This is a genomic window from Streptococcus oralis (assembly GCF_019929365.1).
GTDB classification, from domain to species: domain Bacteria; phylum Bacillota; class Bacilli; order Lactobacillales; family Streptococcaceae; genus Streptococcus; species Streptococcus oralis_BT.
On the sequence record NZ_JAHZPH010000001.1, the window covers coordinates 304826 to 320768 of the forward strand.

Annotated in this window: 15 protein-coding genes; 12 read left to right on the forward strand and 3 right to left on the reverse strand. The window is 38.9% G+C overall.

Annotated features, from left to right (window positions below; translation table 11 throughout):
* Positions 1 to 13 precede the first annotated feature (13 nt).
* The 12 genes from K1I53_RS01570 (at position 14) to K1I53_RS01625 (ending at position 13839) form a co-directional block, all read left to right on the forward strand.
* Complete coding sequence (locus tag K1I53_RS01570; RefSeq protein ID WP_223327788.1) at positions 14 to 2122, forward strand: AAA family ATPase; 2109 nt, start codon at positions 14 to 16, stop codon at positions 2120 to 2122.
* A gap of 28 nt (positions 2123 to 2150) precedes the next feature.
* Positions 2151 to 2843, forward strand: a complete 693-nt coding sequence (locus tag K1I53_RS01575; RefSeq protein ID WP_223327790.1) for a YjjG family noncanonical pyrimidine nucleotidase — start codon at positions 2151 to 2153, stop codon at positions 2841 to 2843.
* Between the two features lie 61 nt (positions 2844 to 2904).
* Positions 2905 to 3558, forward strand: coding sequence for a uracil-DNA glycosylase (locus tag K1I53_RS01580; protein ID WP_223327792.1), 654 nt, complete (start codon positions 2905 to 2907; stop codon positions 3556 to 3558).
* Positions 3559 to 3567: 9 nt separating this feature from the next.
* Positions 3568 to 4032 carry an NUDIX hydrolase gene (locus tag K1I53_RS01585; protein ID WP_223327794.1) on the forward strand — a complete coding sequence of 155 codons (465 nt, stop codon included), beginning with the start codon at positions 3568 to 3570 and terminating at the stop codon, positions 4030 to 4032.
* A gap of 12 nt (positions 4033 to 4044) precedes the next feature.
* The gene (locus K1I53_RS01590) at positions 4045 to 5313 is read left to right on the forward strand and encodes a dihydroorotase (RefSeq protein ID WP_223327797.1); all 1269 of its coding nucleotides are present in this window, start codon (positions 4045 to 4047) and stop codon (positions 5311 to 5313) included.
* A gap of 41 nt (positions 5314 to 5354) precedes the next feature.
* Positions 5355 to 6710, forward strand: coding sequence for an MATE family efflux transporter (locus K1I53_RS01595; RefSeq protein WP_223327798.1), 1356 nt, complete (start codon positions 5355 to 5357; stop codon positions 6708 to 6710).
* Between the two features lie 153 nt (positions 6711 to 6863).
* Positions 6864 to 7832 carry a thiamine pyrophosphate-dependent dehydrogenase E1 component subunit alpha gene (locus K1I53_RS01600; RefSeq protein ID WP_223327800.1) on the forward strand — a complete coding sequence of 323 codons (969 nt, stop codon included), beginning with the start codon at positions 6864 to 6866 and terminating at the stop codon, positions 7830 to 7832.
* A 15-nt stretch (positions 7833 to 7847) separates the two neighbouring features.
* Positions 7848 to 8840 (forward strand): alpha-ketoacid dehydrogenase subunit beta, encoded by a 993-nt coding sequence (locus tag K1I53_RS01605; protein WP_000448714.1) that lies wholly within the window; start codon positions 7848 to 7850, stop codon positions 8838 to 8840.
* 412 nt (positions 8841 to 9252) lie between these two features.
* Positions 9253 to 10296, forward strand: coding sequence for a dihydrolipoamide acetyltransferase (locus tag K1I53_RS01610; protein ID WP_223327802.1), 1044 nt, complete (start codon positions 9253 to 9255; stop codon positions 10294 to 10296).
* 45 nt (positions 10297 to 10341) lie between these two features.
* Positions 10342 to 12045: a dihydrolipoyl dehydrogenase gene (gene lpdA, locus K1I53_RS01615; RefSeq protein ID WP_263285104.1), complete on the forward strand. Its 1704-nt coding sequence runs from the start codon at positions 10342 to 10344 to the stop codon at positions 12043 to 12045.
* Between the two features lie 59 nt (positions 12046 to 12104).
* Positions 12105 to 13094, forward strand: coding sequence for a lipoate--protein ligase (locus K1I53_RS01620; protein WP_223327804.1), 990 nt, complete (start codon positions 12105 to 12107; stop codon positions 13092 to 13094).
* 103 nt (positions 13095 to 13197) lie between these two features.
* The gene (locus K1I53_RS01625) at positions 13198 to 13839 is read left to right on the forward strand and encodes a hypothetical protein (protein WP_223327805.1); all 642 of its coding nucleotides are present in this window, start codon (positions 13198 to 13200) and stop codon (positions 13837 to 13839) included.
* Positions 13840 to 13915: 76 nt separating this feature from the next.
* Here the strand turns inward: K1I53_RS01625 and xerS are convergent, their stop codons facing one another.
* From xerS to K1I53_RS01640, 3 genes are all read right to left on the reverse strand, one after another.
* Positions 13916 to 14986: a tyrosine recombinase XerS gene (gene xerS, locus K1I53_RS01630; RefSeq protein ID WP_223327807.1), complete on the reverse strand. Its 1071-nt coding sequence runs from the start codon at positions 14984 to 14986 to the stop codon at positions 13916 to 13918.
* Positions 14987 to 15296: 310 nt separating this feature from the next.
* The gene (locus K1I53_RS01635; protein ID WP_263285114.1) at positions 15297 to 15518 is read right to left on the reverse strand and encodes a zinc-ribbon domain-containing protein; all 222 of its coding nucleotides are present in this window, start codon (positions 15516 to 15518) and stop codon (positions 15297 to 15299) included.
* Positions 15519 to 15562: 44 nt separating this feature from the next.
* Positions 15563 to 15760, reverse strand: a complete 198-nt coding sequence (locus tag K1I53_RS01640) for a zinc-ribbon domain-containing protein (protein ID WP_317628092.1) — start codon at positions 15758 to 15760, stop codon at positions 15563 to 15565.
* Positions 15761 to 15943: the final 183 nt, after the last annotated feature.

Sequence of the window (15943 nt, forward strand, 5' to 3'; positions counted from 1 at the left end):
ATAGGTGAATAATATGGAGTTAATAGGATTAATAATTAAAAAATACAACAATATTTCATGGAATGAACCAATTATTTTCAATTCTAACTATACAATAGAGTGGAGAAATCAACATTTAAAAGTTAACAAGGTTGAGGATTCAGTTCCAAATTTTTATGGAGACAGTATAAGTAATATAACCGCAATAGTTGGAAATAATGGTGTTGGTAAGACAACTATTTTGGATTTGATTGGGTGTACCAAAGAGGAGAGAAAATATTATACTTTTGATTCTTCTTACTGTTTAATATATTGGGATAGCAATGTTTTATTGGAAATGTTTAATTTTGATATAGAAAGTATTGAAATCAATAGCCATATAGAGCAAATAAACAAACTTGAATACACAGGTATTTATAAATCAAGTACAATAGAGAATAGTCAGAAAGACAATATGTATTATTTTCAGTCTTCAAAAGTATTAAGAGGTTACGAAGATTATAATGGTTTAATTAGACGACGATATGGTAATAGTAAACAGTTTTCACTCAAAGATGCAAAATCCAAGTTTGATGCTTATAAACTACTTGTTGATAAAAGATTTATTTCAAACAGTTCCAATTATAAATGGGAAATTAGAATAAATACTTTCGAAGAGACTTTAAATGATTTAACTGATTACTGTTTTAGAAAAGTACTTCCCTTGGATTGGAATCCTGAATATGATTTTAAAGATTTTATTTCGAAATGTGTATTTGGAGACAGTATTTATCATACAAATGATAGAGAGAATAATTTGTATTGTGAGAATTTCTTGTATTTAAATGATACCATTCAAGAATTGGTTGAGCTACATGGCATCGCTACACAGAGAAATTATAACAACATAGATGAAGCACTAAAAGATGAAGAATTTCAAAAAAGATTCAAGAGACTAAGCATAGAATTTAAACGCTTTGTAGTATTTAACAGATTTGGATTTATATTTCAGAATTTTTTTGGTAGAGTTTCTTTTGAAGAATTTTTAGAAAAAGGGTTAGCTTTATCTTTCAATGAGTTGCAGATTCTAAATGTTCTCGTTGATACATATATGTATATTCGAGATTTATATTTTCCAAATTATAATAAGGCACCTAATGCAGATGACATAGTAGCTAATTGGGAAATTCTTTTTAAGGATATAACTATTTTTTTTACTCAACTTTTAGAGAAAGATTTTGTGAGGGAAGATGACGGAGAATTTGTTGGGGAAGGCTTACCTTATGATAACTGTAGAGATTTGGGTGTAGAACCTAGCAATGATATTGTTGAATATATTAACTTCACTGCACGATTTTTAAGAGAGTTTTATCAGGTTAATGATAATCTCAAATCAATTGATGATCAAAGCTGTGTTGTAAAAATAGATTTTGAAGATCAATCAGTTAAGGACTTTATAGATGAATTAAGAACTACTATTGACTTTACAGAGAAAAGGAAAATAGATTTAATAAATGAACGTGGGGAAGCAATTTGGTTTCAAGTTAGGGAGGTTACTTCAAAAGGAGAGAAGAACTTACTTGATTTGGTTGCTATGATAAAAACTCGATCATTTGAAGGTAATTATATAATTCTTGTAGATGAAATTGAAGAAGGCCTTCATTTAGAATGGTCTAGACGTTTAATAAATTTTTTAATCAATGAATTTAATAAAGTTTCAAATTCAAAAATTCAATTTATTTTTACTACACATTCTCCTTTTATGTTATCTGATATCAAGAATGGAAATGTTATTTGTTTAGTAAAAGATGAAGAGGATGTGAAAGTAGAATTAATGAGGAATACATTTGCTAAGAATATACAGGAAATAATGCATGATGATATGTTTATTAAGGATATCTATGGTGAATTTGCGATTTCTAAAATAAATAACATTATCAAAGAACTTGATCCTCATCAAGACATAAACAGCCATGTAAACTATTTAACTAAGGAAAACCTACTATCAGAGATTGATATGATTTCAGAGCCATTACTAAGAAATAAATTATACGAAATGTATGAAAAGAAGTTTCAAGAAAGTACGATTGAAAACAGAATTAAACAACTAAAATCGGAGTTAGAAAAATTAGAAGCAGAGAAAAGTAACAATTTTTTAAATTAAAAATTATTCAGAAAGGAAAACTCTCAAATTGTCTTATAAATTTCTACTCTTCGACCTCGACCATACCTTGCTTGATTTTGATGCTGCTGAGGATGTGGCTTTGACGCAACTTCTAAAAGAAGAAGGAGTTGCGGACATTCAAGCCTATAAAGACTATTACGTTCCGATGAACAAGGCTCTCTGGAAGGACTTGGAGCAAAAGAAAATTAGTAAACAAGAGCTGGTCAACACGCGCTTTTCTCGTTTATTTGCCTATTTCGGACAGGAAAAAGACGGTAGGTTGCTTGCCCAGCGTTACCAATTTTACTTAGCCCAACAGGGACAAACTTTTTCAGGTGCTCATGAACTCTTGGACAGCCTTATCGAGCGTGATTATGATTTGTATGCTGCGACAAATGGGATTACTGCCATTCAGACAGGACGTTTGGGTCAATCAGGTCTGGCACCTTATTTCAATCAAGTTTTTATCTCCGAGCAGTTACAAACACAAAAACCTGATGCACTATTCTATGAAAAAATCGGTCAGCAGATTGCAGGATTTAGCAAAGAAAAGACGCTGATGATTGGAGATTCCTTAACGGCTGACATTCAAGGTGGTAATAATGCTGGAATTGACACTATCTGGTACAACCCTCATCGCCTTGAAAATCACACACAAGCCCAGCCGACCTATGAAGTTCATTCTTACCAAGACTTGCTGGATTGTTTGGATAAACTGTAAAAAGTGGTTTAGATAGCCACTTTTTGCTATAATAGAGGCAGGAAAAACGAAGGAGTTGGCGATGCAACACTCATCTTGGCATGCTTTGATTAAGGAGCAATTACCTGAGGGTTATTTCGGGAAAATCAATCAATTTATGGATCAGGTCTATGCTCAGGGAACTGTCTATCCACCTAAGGAAAAGATTTTTCAGGCTCTATTGACTACACCGCTTGAAGAAGTTAAGGTGGTGATTCTAGGGCAAGACCCCTATCACGGGCCAGGTCAGGCTCAGGGCTTGAGTTTTTCTGTTCCTGACTCTATCCCAGCTCCGCCATCCTTGCAAAATATCTTGAAAGAATTGTCAGATGACATCGGCGTTAAGAAATCCCATGATTTAACTGCTTGGGCTGAACAAGGAGTCTTACTTCTCAATGCTTGCTTGACGGTTCCTGCCGGCCAGGCCAATGGTCATGCTGGGCAGATATGGGAGCCTTTTACAGATGCTGTGATTCAGGTTGTCAATCATCTAGACAGACCTGTAGTCTTTGTACTCTGGGGTGCTTATGCACGCAAGAAGAAGGCCTTGGTTACCAATCCTCATCACTTGATTATCGAATCAGCCCATCCCAGTCCTTTATCTGTTTTCAGAGGATTTTGGGGTTCCAAGCCTTTTTCTAAGGCTAATGCATTTTTAAAAGAGACAGGACAAGTGCCAATTGATTGGCTTAGATAAGGAGAGAATATGCCTCAGTTAGCGACGATTTGCTACATTGATAACGGAAAAGAACTGCTCATGCTGCATCGCAATAAGAAGCCGAATGATGTCCATGAAGGCAAATGGATTGGTGTGGGTGGTAAGCTAGAGCGAGGGGAGACACCTCAAGAATGCGCTGCGCGTGAAATCCTCGAAGAGACAGGGCTCAAAGCCAAGCCAGTACTTAAAGGTGTTATCACTTTTCCAGAATTCACGCCAGATTTAGACTGGTACACCTATGTTTTTAAGGTGACGGAGTTTGAGGGTGACTTGATTGACTGCAATGAGGGGACGCTAGAATGGGTTCCCTATGATGAAGTTTTGGGCAAGCCAACTTGGGAGGGTGACCACACCTTTGTTGAGTGGCTTTTAGAGAACAAACCCTTCTTTTCAGCTAAGTTTATTTATGATGGGGATAAATTGTTGGATACCCAAGTTGATTTCTATGAATAAAGGAGAAAACAGATGTTACTAATCAAAAATGGTCGTGTAATGGATCCCAAGTCTGGTTTGGATCAAGTGTGTGATATTTTAGTCCAAGACGGGAAAATTGTCAAAATTTCCTCTGACATCAAGGAAGAAGGAGCAGAGGTGCTTGATGCTACGGGTCTTGTAGTTGCGCCTGGACTAGTTGATATTCATGTTCATTTCCGTGAACCTGGTCAAACCCACAAGGAAGACATCCATACTGGGGCACTAGCGGCTGCTGCAGGTGGATTTACAACGGTTGTTATGATGGCTAATACCAGTCCAACCATTTCGGATGTAGAGACTTTGCAAGAAGTTCTTCAGTCAGCTGCCAAGGAAAAGATTAACGTCAAAACGGTTGCGACTATTACCAAGAACTTTAATGGCCAAGACTTGACTGATTTTAAGGCACTTTTAGAAGCTGGAGCCGTTGGTTTTTCAGATGATGGTATTCCACTTGAAAGTAGCAAGGTTCTCAAGGAAGTCTTGGAGACTGCTAAGAAACTTGGCACCTTTGTTTGTCTACACGAGGAAGATCCAGGATTGAACGGTATTCTTGGATTTAACGAAAACATCGCTAAAGATCACTTCAAGATCTGTGGAGCGACAGGGGTAGCAGAATACGCCATGATTGCGCGTGATGTCATGATTGCCTACGCAACTAAGGCACATGTTCACATCCAGCATTTGTCTAAAGAGGAAAGTGTCAAGGTGGTGGAGTTCGCTCAAGGTTTGGGTGCCCATGTCACAGCAGAAGTAGCACCGCAACATTTCTCTAAGACAGAAACTCTTCTTTTAACTCAAGGTAGCAATGCCAAAATGAATCCTCCGCTTCGTTTGGAGTCAGATCGTCGTGCCGTGATTGAAGGTCTTAAGTCGGGCGTCATCACTGTAATTGCGACAGACCACGCGCCTCACCATGCAGATGAGAAAAATGTAGAAGATATCACTAAAGCACCATCTGGTATGACTGGTTTGGAAACCTCTCTTTCTCTTGGTTTGACTTATTTGGTGGAAGCTGGTGAGCTAAGCTTGATGGGATTGCTAGAAAAAATGACTGTCAATCCAGCCAAACTTTACAACTTTGAAGCAGGTTACTTGGCTGAAAATGGTCCAGCGGATATCACCATCTTTGATGACAAGGCTGATCGTACTGTTGGTCCAAACTTTGCTTCAAAATCAGCTAATTCTCCATTTATTGGCGAAACCTTAAAGGGGCAGGTCAAATATACTATCTGTAAGGGACGAATCGTCTATCAAAACTAGGTGGGACTCTGCTCTATAAACTATAAGAATAGAGAGCGTATATGTATCCAACCCATCAATTTAAAGATAAGTTTGTCTTATTTCTTAAGATATTTTTTCCTATCCTGATTTATCAATTTGCCAATTATTCTGCCTCTTTTGTTGATACAACCATGACTGGGCAGTACAATACCATGGACTTGGCGGGGGTGTCAACCGCAACGAGTCTATGGAATCCTTTCTTCACTTTTTTAACAGGGATTGTTTCGGCCATGGTTCCCATCATAGGCCATCATCTAGGACGAGGCAAAAAAGAAGAAGTAGCATCTGACTTTTACCAATTCATCTATTTAGTTTTTGGATTGTCTTTGGTTTTGCTTGGCATGGTGCTTTTTCTAGCGCCTCCAGTCTTAAACCATATCGGACTAGAAGCCCAAGTGGCGGTAGTTTCAGTTCGTTATCTTTGGTATTTGTCTATCGGAATTATCCCCTTGTTGCTCTTTAGTGTTATCCGATCGCTACTTGATTCTCTCGGTTTGACCAAGCTATCCATGTACCTCATGCTCTTATTGTTACCTTTAAATTGTGGGTTTAACTATTTGTTGATCTACGGTGCCTTTGGGTTTCCAGAGTTAGGTGGAGCAGGAGCAGGCTTAGGTACTTCCCTAGCTTACTGGTGCCTACTGGGAATTTCCATCATCATCTTGGTCAAGCAGAAAAACCTAAAAGAACTTCATTTAGAACAAGGTGCCCCTCTGAATTTAGAGAGAATTATAGAGGGAATTCGCTTGGGATTACCAATCGGTGGAACTGTTTTTGCTGAGGTCGTCATTTTTTCAGTCGTTGGTTTGATTATGGCTAAGTTTTCGTCTATGATTATTGCCAGCCACCAGTCAGCCATGAACTTCTCGACACTCATGTATGCTTTTCCCATGAGTATTTCTTCTGCCATGGCCATCGTTGTTTCTTATGAGGTAGGAGCTAAGCGCTTTGATGATGCTAAGACCTATATCAAACTTGGACGTTGGATAGCGCTGATATTTGCAGGCTTTACATTGAGCTTTCTCTATATTTTGAGAGATGTCGTAGCCAGTTTATATGGAAATAATCCTGATTTCATTGATTTAACATCTACCTTCCTAACTTATAGTCTTTTTTTCCAGTTAGCTGACACCGTTGCAGCTCCTTTACAAGGAATACTGAGAGGCTATAAGGATACGGTTGTTCCCTTCTATCTAGGAGTAATTGCTTACTGGGCTGTCTCCATTCCATTAGGTTTATTCCTAGATCATGTAACAACTTTGGGAGCCTATTCTTACTGGATTGGTCTAATAGCGAGTTTGGTCGTTAGTGCTATCCTCTATCAATGGCGTTTGCAAACAATTATGAAAAGATTTGAAGTTTCCAATGTCAAATAAACTTTGTGAAAAAATATTCTAACTTGAGAAAATCCCTGTTAAAACGGGGATTTATTTTTTTACCTTGTGAAATTTTATCGGTCATATACTTTGACAGTGTATACTAAAAAAGGTAAAATAGTAAAGTAAGTACAAAGTTAGAAAGGCAAGATTATGTCAACTTTAGATAAGAATCTTTTGCTAGAGATGTTCCGTAAGATGGAAGAAATCCGTCGCATGGATTTAAAAATTGCTCAGTTAGTGAAAAAGGGAAAAGTCCCTGGTATGACTCACTTTTCTGTTGGAGAGGAAGCTGCTAACGTCGGAGCTATGCTGGCCCTCAATCCAGATGATCTGATTACCTCAAATCACCGTGGTCATGGTCAAGCTATCGCCAAAGGGATTGACCTCAACGGAATGATGGCTGAAATCCTTGGGAAATACACTGGAACCTGTAAAGGAAAAGGTGGTTCTATGCACATCGCTGACCTGGATGCTGGTAACCTCGGTGCCAATGGTATCGTAGGTGGTGGTATGGGAATCGCTGTCGGTGCAGCCCTCAGTCAGCAAATGCAACATACTGGTAAAATCGTGGTCTGCTTCTTTGGAGATGGTGCGACCAACGAAGGTGTTTTCCACGAAGCTGTGAACATGGCTTCTATCTGGAAACTTCCTGTTATTTTCTACTGCATTAACAACGGTTATGGAATCTCTGCGGATATTAAGAAAATGACCAATGTGGAGCATATCCATCAACGTAGTGCGGCATATGGAATTCCTGGAATGTTTATCGAAGATGGAAACAATGTCATCGATGTCTATGAAGGATTTAAGAAAGCCGTAGACCATGTTCGTGGTGGCAATGGACCAGTTTTGATCGAAAGTATCACTTATCGCTGGCTTGGTCACTCATCATCTGACCCTGGTAAATATCGTACCCGTGAAGAAGTGGAATTGTGGAAACAAAAAGACCCAATTGAAAACCTCCGCAATTACCTCATTGAAAATACTATTGCAAGTGCAGAAGAATTGGAAGAAATCCAAGCGCAAGTTAAGGAAGCAGTAGAAGCTTCTGTTAAATTTGCGGAAGAAAGCCCATTCCCACCACTAGAATCGGCCTTTGAAGATATTTACGCAGACTAAGGAGAAAGAGATAAAATGGAAACAAAAACAATGTCGTTCCGTGACACCATTATCCTTGCTATGTCTGAGGAAATGCGTCGCGATGAAAATGTATTCTTGATGGGAGAAGACGTCGGTGTCTTCGGAGGAGACTTCGGAACTTCTGTCGGAATGCTCGAAGAATTTGGTCCAGAACGTGTTCGTGACTGTCCGATTTCTGAAGCTGCCATCTCGGGAGCAGCAGCAGGAGCAGCCATGACAGGACTTCGTCCAATTGTCGATATGACCTTTATGGATTTCTCTGTTATTGCCATGGACAATATCGTCAACCAAGCTGCTAAAACACGTTATATGTTTGGTGGTAAAGGTCAGGTTCCAATGACAGTTCGATGCGCAGCTGGTAACGGTGTCGGTTCTGCAGCCCAGCACTCTCAGTCTCTAGAGTCTTGGTTCACACACATCCCTGGTCTTAAGGTTGTAGCTCCAGGTACACCTGCGGACATGAAGGGACTGCTCAAATCTTCTATCCGTGATAACAACCCAGTTATCATTCTTGAATACAAATCAGAATTTAACCAAAAAGGGGAAGTGCCAGTTGATCCAGACTACACAATCCCACTTGGGGTTGGTGAAATCAAACGTGAAGGAACGGATGTAACAGTCGTTACTTATGGAAAAATGCTTCGTCGTGTGGTTCAAGCTGCTGAAGAATTGGCAGAAGAAGGAATTTCGGTTGAAATTGTTGACCCACGTACCCTTGTTCCACTTGATAAGGATATCATCATTAACTCAGTTAAGAAGACTGGTAAGGTGGTTCTTGTCAACGATGCTCACAAAACAAGTGGCTATATCGGAGAGATTTCAGCAATTATTTCAGAATCAGAAGCATTTGATTATCTAGACGCACCAATCCGCCGTTGTGCAGGAGAAGATGTGCCAATGCCTTATGCACAAAACCTAGAAAATGCAATGATTCCAACAGTTGAAAGCATCAAAGATGCAATCCGAAAAACTTATAACAAAGAATAATCTTGCATAAATCAACTTATGTAAAATTTTAGAGATTTTTAACTTTAGTAACTTAAGATATGTTTTGTATCCAAGTTATTTGTAAAGTTGTGACAGTTTTTTGACAAATCGATAATATTCGACAAGAAACTTAGTAAGTCTACTATGTTGGTCGCCAGATAGCGGCAACCGTAGTAACTTGGACACGGGCTAAAAGCTCGGAAAAAAGATAAATCTCCTTGGCTTCATCGAAGCCAGCGTCGATTTCCTATTTTTCAGTCGCTTCTAATGCCCTTTGTATCATGTAATTGAATTCGGACGGAGGTCTGCGAAAAAAAATAGATTTCCTTGTGTTCATCGAACACATCGTCAATCTCCTATTTTTTCCTTGCCCTCTTCGTCCTTAATATCTTAGTATAGAATTGGAGAGGTCATGGCTGATGACAAGCTAAGAGCGACTCCTGCGGCTAGAAAGTTAGCGGATGATCTAGGGATCAACCTCTACGACGTTTCTGGCTCAGGTGCAAACGGTCGTGTCCACAAAGAAGACGTGGAAACTTATAAAGACACAAACGTGGTTCGCATTTCGCCACTTGCAAAACGAATTGCCCTCGAACATAACATTGCTTGGCAGGAAATCCAAGGAACAGGTCATCGTGGTAAGATTATGAAGAAGGACGTATTGGCCTTACTTCCTGAAAATATCGAAAACGACACCATCAAGTCACCTGCTCAAATTGAAAAAGCGGAAGAAGTCCCAGATAATATCACTCCTTATGGTGAGATTGAGCGTATCCCAATGACACCAATGCGTAAGGTTATCGCCCAACGTATGGTTGAATCCTACCTAACTGCGCCAACTTTCACACTCAACTATGAAGTTGATATGACTGAAATGCTGGCCCTTCGTAAGAAGGTTCTTGATCCGATTATGGAAGCGACTGGTAAGAAGACTACTGTAACAGACCTTCTTTCACTCGCTGTTGTGAAAACATTGATGAAACACCCATACATCAACGCTTCATTGACAGAAGACGGCAAGACCATTATCACTCATAACTATGTCAACCTTGCGATGGCGGTTGGTATGGATAACGGTCTAATGACACCAGTTGTTTACAATGCTGAAAAAATGAGCTTGTCAGAGTTAGTAGTAGCCTTTAAAGACGTGATTGGTCGTACCTTGGATGGCAAATTGGCTCCAAGTGAGTTACAAAACTCAACCTTCACAATTAGTAACTTGGGAATGTTTGGCGTTCAGTCCTTTGGTCCTATTATTAACCAACCAAACTCAGCTATCCTCGGGGTTAGCTCAACAGTTGAAAAACCTGTAGTTGTCAATGGTGAGATTGTCATTCGCCCTATCATGAGCCTTGGATTAACCATTGACCACCGTGTTGTAGATGGTATGGCTGGTGCTAAGTTTATGAAAGACTTGAAAGCCTTAATTGAGAACCCAATCTCAATGTTGGTTTAAAAATACAGTATTTATTTTTAGAGATATAGATAAAGGAAGTAAGACATGGCCTTAGAAGTAATTATGCCAAAAGCCGGCGTGGATATGACAGAAGGACAAATCGTCCAATGGAATAAGAAAGTCGGAGAATTTGTAAAAGAAGGAGAAATCCTTTTGGAAATCATGACTGACAAAGTCAGCATGGAATTAGAAGCCGAAGAAGATGGATACTTGATTGCCATCCTCAAAGGAGATGGTGAAACTGTCCCTGTAACGGAAGTTATCGGTTACCTTGGGGAAGAAGGGGAAAACATCCCAACAGCTGGAGTAGCAGCACCAGAAGCTAGCCCTGCTCCCGCAGCTAGTGCCTCAAACGACGATGGCAAGAGCGATGATGCCTTTGATATCGTTGTGATTGGTGGAGGTCCTGCTGGATATGTAGCAGCCATTAAAGCTGCCCAACTCGGTGGTAAGGTTGCCCTTGTTGAGAAATCTGAACTAGGTGGAACCTGCTTGAACCGTGGATGTATCCCAACTAAGACCTACCTTCACAACGCTGAAATCATCGAAAACATCGGTCATGCAGCAAACCGTGGTATCGTAATCGAAAATCCAAACTTCACTGTTGATATGGATAAACTTTTAGAAACTAAATCTAAAGTTGTCAATACCTTGGTAGGTGGAGTTGCAGGTCTTCTTCGTAGTTACGGAGTTACTGTTCATAAGGGTGTTGGTACCATTACTAAAGATAAGAATGTCTTGGTTAATGGTTCAGAGTTGCTTGAAACCAAGAAAATTATCCTTGCTGGTGGTTCAAAAGTCAGCAAGATTAACGTTCCTGGTATGGAATCTCCACTTGTGATGACCAGCGATGACATTCTTGAAATGAACGAAGTTCCAGAAAGCCTTGTAATCATCGGTGGTGGAGTTGTCGGTATCGAACTCGGCCAAGCCTTCATGACATTTGGTTCAAAAGTGACTGTTATCGAAATGATGGACCGTATTGTTCCAGCTATGGATGCTGAAGTTTCTAAGAACCTTCGTTTGATCCTTGAGCGCAAAGGTATGACCATCTTGACAGGTACAAAACTGCAAGAAATCATCGAGGAAAACGGCCAACTTCGTATCAAGGTTGAAGGTAAAGATGATATCATCGCAAGCAAAGCCCTTCTTTCAATCGGCCGTGTGCCAGACCTTGAAGGTATTGGTGAAGTTGAGTTTGAATTGGATCGTGGTCGCATCAAGGTCAACGAATACATGGAAACTTCTGTTCCAGGTATCTATGCACCAGGTGACATCAATGGTACCAAGATGTTAGCGCACGCAGCCTTCCGTATGGGTGAAGTAGCAGCTGAAAATGCCCTTAAAGGAAATCATGCTGTTGCCAAATTGAACTTGACTCCTGCGGCAATCTACACTCTTCCTGAAGTAGCAGCAGTAGGTTTGACTGAAGAACAAGCTCGTGAGAAATACGATGTAGCCATCGGTAAATTCAACTTTGCAGCTAACGGCCGCGCGATTGCTTCTGATGCTGCTCAAGGTTTCGTAAAAGTTATCGCCGATAAGAAGTACGGAGAAATCCTAGGTGTGCACATCATTGGTCCTGCAGCTGCAGAATTGATCAACGAGGCATCAAGCATCATCGAAATGGAAATCACTGTTGAAGAAATGCTGAAGACTATCCACGGACATCCAACCTACTCTGAAGTGATGTACGAAGCATTTGCGGATGTTTTAGGAATGGCCATCCATTCACCTAAGAAAAAATAAAACGAAGATAGATTAGACTGGAAAGATATTTTCCAGTCTCTATCGTATAAAGGGATACCATGAAATACATTATCAATCATTCAAACGACACTGCCTTTAATATTGCTTTGGAAGAATATGCCTTTAAACACCTTTTGGATGAGGACCAAATCTTCCTTCTTTGGATTAATAAACCATCTATCATTGTCGGGCGTCATCAGAACACTATCGAAGAAATCAATCGTGATTATGTCCGAGAACATGGCATTGAGGTAGTTCGCCGTATCAGTGGTGGTGGAGCTGTTTACCACGATTTAAACAACCTCAACTACACCATCATTTCAAAAGAAGATGAAAACAAGGCCTTTGACTTCAAGAGCTTCTCAACTCCAGTTATCAATACCTTGGCTCAACTAGGCGTTAAAGCTGAGTTTACAGGCCGTAATGACCTTGAGATTGACGGGAAGAAATTCTGTGGCAATGCCCAAGCCTATATCAATGGTCGTATCATGCACCACGGTTGCTTGCTCTTTGACGTTGATTTGTCAGTCCTTGCTAACGCCCTCAAGGTTTCAAAAGATAAATTTGAATCAAAAGGTGTGAAATCCGTTCGTGCCCGTGTAACCAATATTGTCAATGAATTACCTGAAAAAATCACAGTTGAAGAATTCCGTGATTTGCTATTGGAATACATGAAAAAAGAGTACCCAGAGATGACTGAATACGTTTTTTCTGAGCAAGAATTAGCGGAAATCAATCGTATCAAGGATACCAAGTTCGGTACTTGGGACTGGAACTACGGTAAATCACCTGAATTTAACGTCCGTCGGGGAACAAAATTCACCAGTGGTAAGGTTGAAGTTTTTGCCAACGTCATTGAATCAAAAATCCAAGATATCAAGATTTATGGAGACTTCTTTGGTATCGAAGACGTTGCAGCTGTAGAAGATGTCCTTCGTGGAGTGAAATACGAACGTGAGGATGTTCTTAAAGCTCTAGAAACTATTGATATTACACGCTATTTTGCTGGTATCAGCCGTGAAGAAATCGCTGAAGCGGTAGTGGGATAATAAAAGAATCCATTTAAGATGGATTCTTTTATTACATTTAGACTTGATAATCAAGCTGATTAGAGTATAATAGAGAGGAAAAATGAAAAGGAGTTATTCATTAATGTTAGAAATTCCAGTAGAAAGTCTTAATCTATTTGAACAGTTAGACCGCAATGTTGTTGCTTTTTATAGAAATGAAGAAATTTCCCAAACAGAAAGTTTAAATATAAGTATCACACAAGAACATTATGATAAGAAAAATAAAGAGCTTCAGCCTTTAGGATACCAAGCTGTTCAAATACCTTTAGGAATGGCTTTAGATAATGTAATCCAGCAAGCCTATCTCCAAAATCTTATAATTGGCGGTCTTCTTCCCGATGAAATCAAAGTAAAGAAAGAGGACTTAATGCCTTTGAAAGACATTGTTGATAGTTTTTGTATTATGTACGCTGCAGCAAATAACCGACTGGAAAATGGTAAAGCTTATGAACTGATGAAGGATAAGACAGTGTATTTTATTGGTAAACTGTTGACTGACAGTCTTAAAAAAGGTGACGAAATTTCGTATATGGGAATCGAAAGAGAATCAGCTGATGGAACTTCTTATGAAGCAGTAAAATGCTTTCTAACTAAAGAGAGCGCTGAGCAATATAATGATGCAAAAAGACCAGTAAGCCATGCAAATCTAGCCTATCTGCAAGCCTTTTGGGGTAAACCAGTAATAATCGAGCCCCATCGTAACTACTGGATTGAGTTTAAATAAATAAAAAACGAAGGATAAAGGAATTGGTCTTTCGTTTTTAAGTGCGTTCTATATTACATAATTTATTTTATGTATTTCACAAACTATCCAAAGCATTCTTTTGCTCATCATTAACGATATGGGTATAGAGGTCAGTGACTTGTGTACTGGCGTGTCCTAGCTGATGGCTGACCAAAACTTGCGATTTAGTAGCATCATAGAGCCTAGTAGCCAGGGTATGGCGTAGTTTGTGGGGAGTTACACGAACTTTGAAATCCTCTGAGTACTTAGCAACCATCTTTTCAACGCTGGAAGCATCGATACGGTTGGGAACACCTCTGTAAAGTGTCAAAAAGAGTGCTGTATCCGTCTTTTCCGTCTTATAGCGTTGATTTCGAATGGCTAGATAATTCTCTAGATAAGGCTTGGCAAAGGCAGCGACATTGACCGAGTCACGTTTGCCACCTTTTCTAGTGACATCGATAACCATCATTTTGAGATTGAGGTCTCTTAGATCCAGATTAACAGCTTCAGATAAGCGGACACCAGATGCCAAGAGAAGGGCAATAATGGCTAAATCACGTTCTTTATTTTTATTAAATGATGAAAGAGCGCGATTTGAGAGCTGTTGTGGGTACTCTTGGTCGATATAAGTCAAAAAACCTTCTGTCTCATCACCTAGAAAGAGTTTTTGCTTGATGTTTTCAGCTCTAGCAGCAAGGGTTTCTTTCTTTTTCTTAGTTGAAACTTTCTTCATTACATTACGATAGAAATAAGGCTCCCCTTGGTCGTTTTCAACTTCCTCGGTTAGATACTTGTAAAGACTAGAGAGTGCTGACAAGGTCCGATTGATGGTTGTCTGCGAAACGCCTTGTTTGCTTGTATTAGCATTCAGTAAAGGTCGTTCTCGTAGATATAGGATAAAGGATTCCATGTCTTTTTTTGTCATATGTTCTAAGACAGATAAGGGGATATCGGCCATTGTATCAACGTTTGAAATGCCAGACTCCAAAACCCAGCTAAAAAATCGATCGTATTCCTTGAGGTATTCGTACAAGGTCGTAAAACTGTAGGGAACAGCAAGCTTTGATTGGTAGTATTCCAGAACATACCAGGGCATGATTTGTTTTAGTTTGTCGATTCGTTCCAGTAAAATCTCACGTTTCATGTATTTTCTCCATAATTAAGTCTACTAGTAGTATAGCATAGACTCGTATATTTTTCAAGAAAATTATAGTTTTTCGGAAAGATGTTATGGGAGCTTTTTTAAGTGAAAAAAAATATTGTCAGTAACCAAAAATTTTTTTTAAGCCAATTACACTCAATTATGTACTTTATTTAAATGAACACTGGAAATTTTTAAAGCTATCCACCTTCTATAAAATGTACTTTATTTAAGTGAAAACTAAAAATTTTTCAATTGTACATTTTGACAATAAAAAACACTTTAATATCAATTTAATGATTTTAGAGTGTTTTTATTTATCTATATTTTTAAACTGTACAAAGTGTTCTTTCTTTCTTCTGTAACCTTTGCAATACGAATGCGTTGTTGCGAGATCATTAAATCCTTCTAATACCTTCTTATTTGTGCAATATGGACAAGGTTTTTTTATTATTACCTTACTTTGTACTTCCTGTTGATATTCTCCTTTACATAAGGAACATTTCCACCATGCTCTATAATTTGAATTACACATAACTGAGCATGATTCCCTATCATTTAAAGCTGACCATTCCTTAATCACCAATGGATGTGTAGTCGCAAGATCGTTATAACTTTTGCAGTCTTTTTAAATGAACAATATGGGCAACATTGGTCGTTTTCGGAGCGTTCAGAAATTTTCGCTTTATAACTCCTGTGACATTTACGACAAATCCAATCAACTATTATATTTGAATCATAAAAGAAAGTGTCAATATCTCCGTTAAGTTCTTTCACCCATTCATTGATTAAGTACGGTTTAGCGAAGCTTATTTTTTCATTTGGTTTAGGGATTTTTTTATTACAGTAAGGACAAATAGAGTTAAGATTATTAAAGTCACTGTTGGTAAATACATCTAAAACAATCCCTAACTTTTCATTGAATTCTAATTCGCAACAATCACAAATCCAAGTAAATAT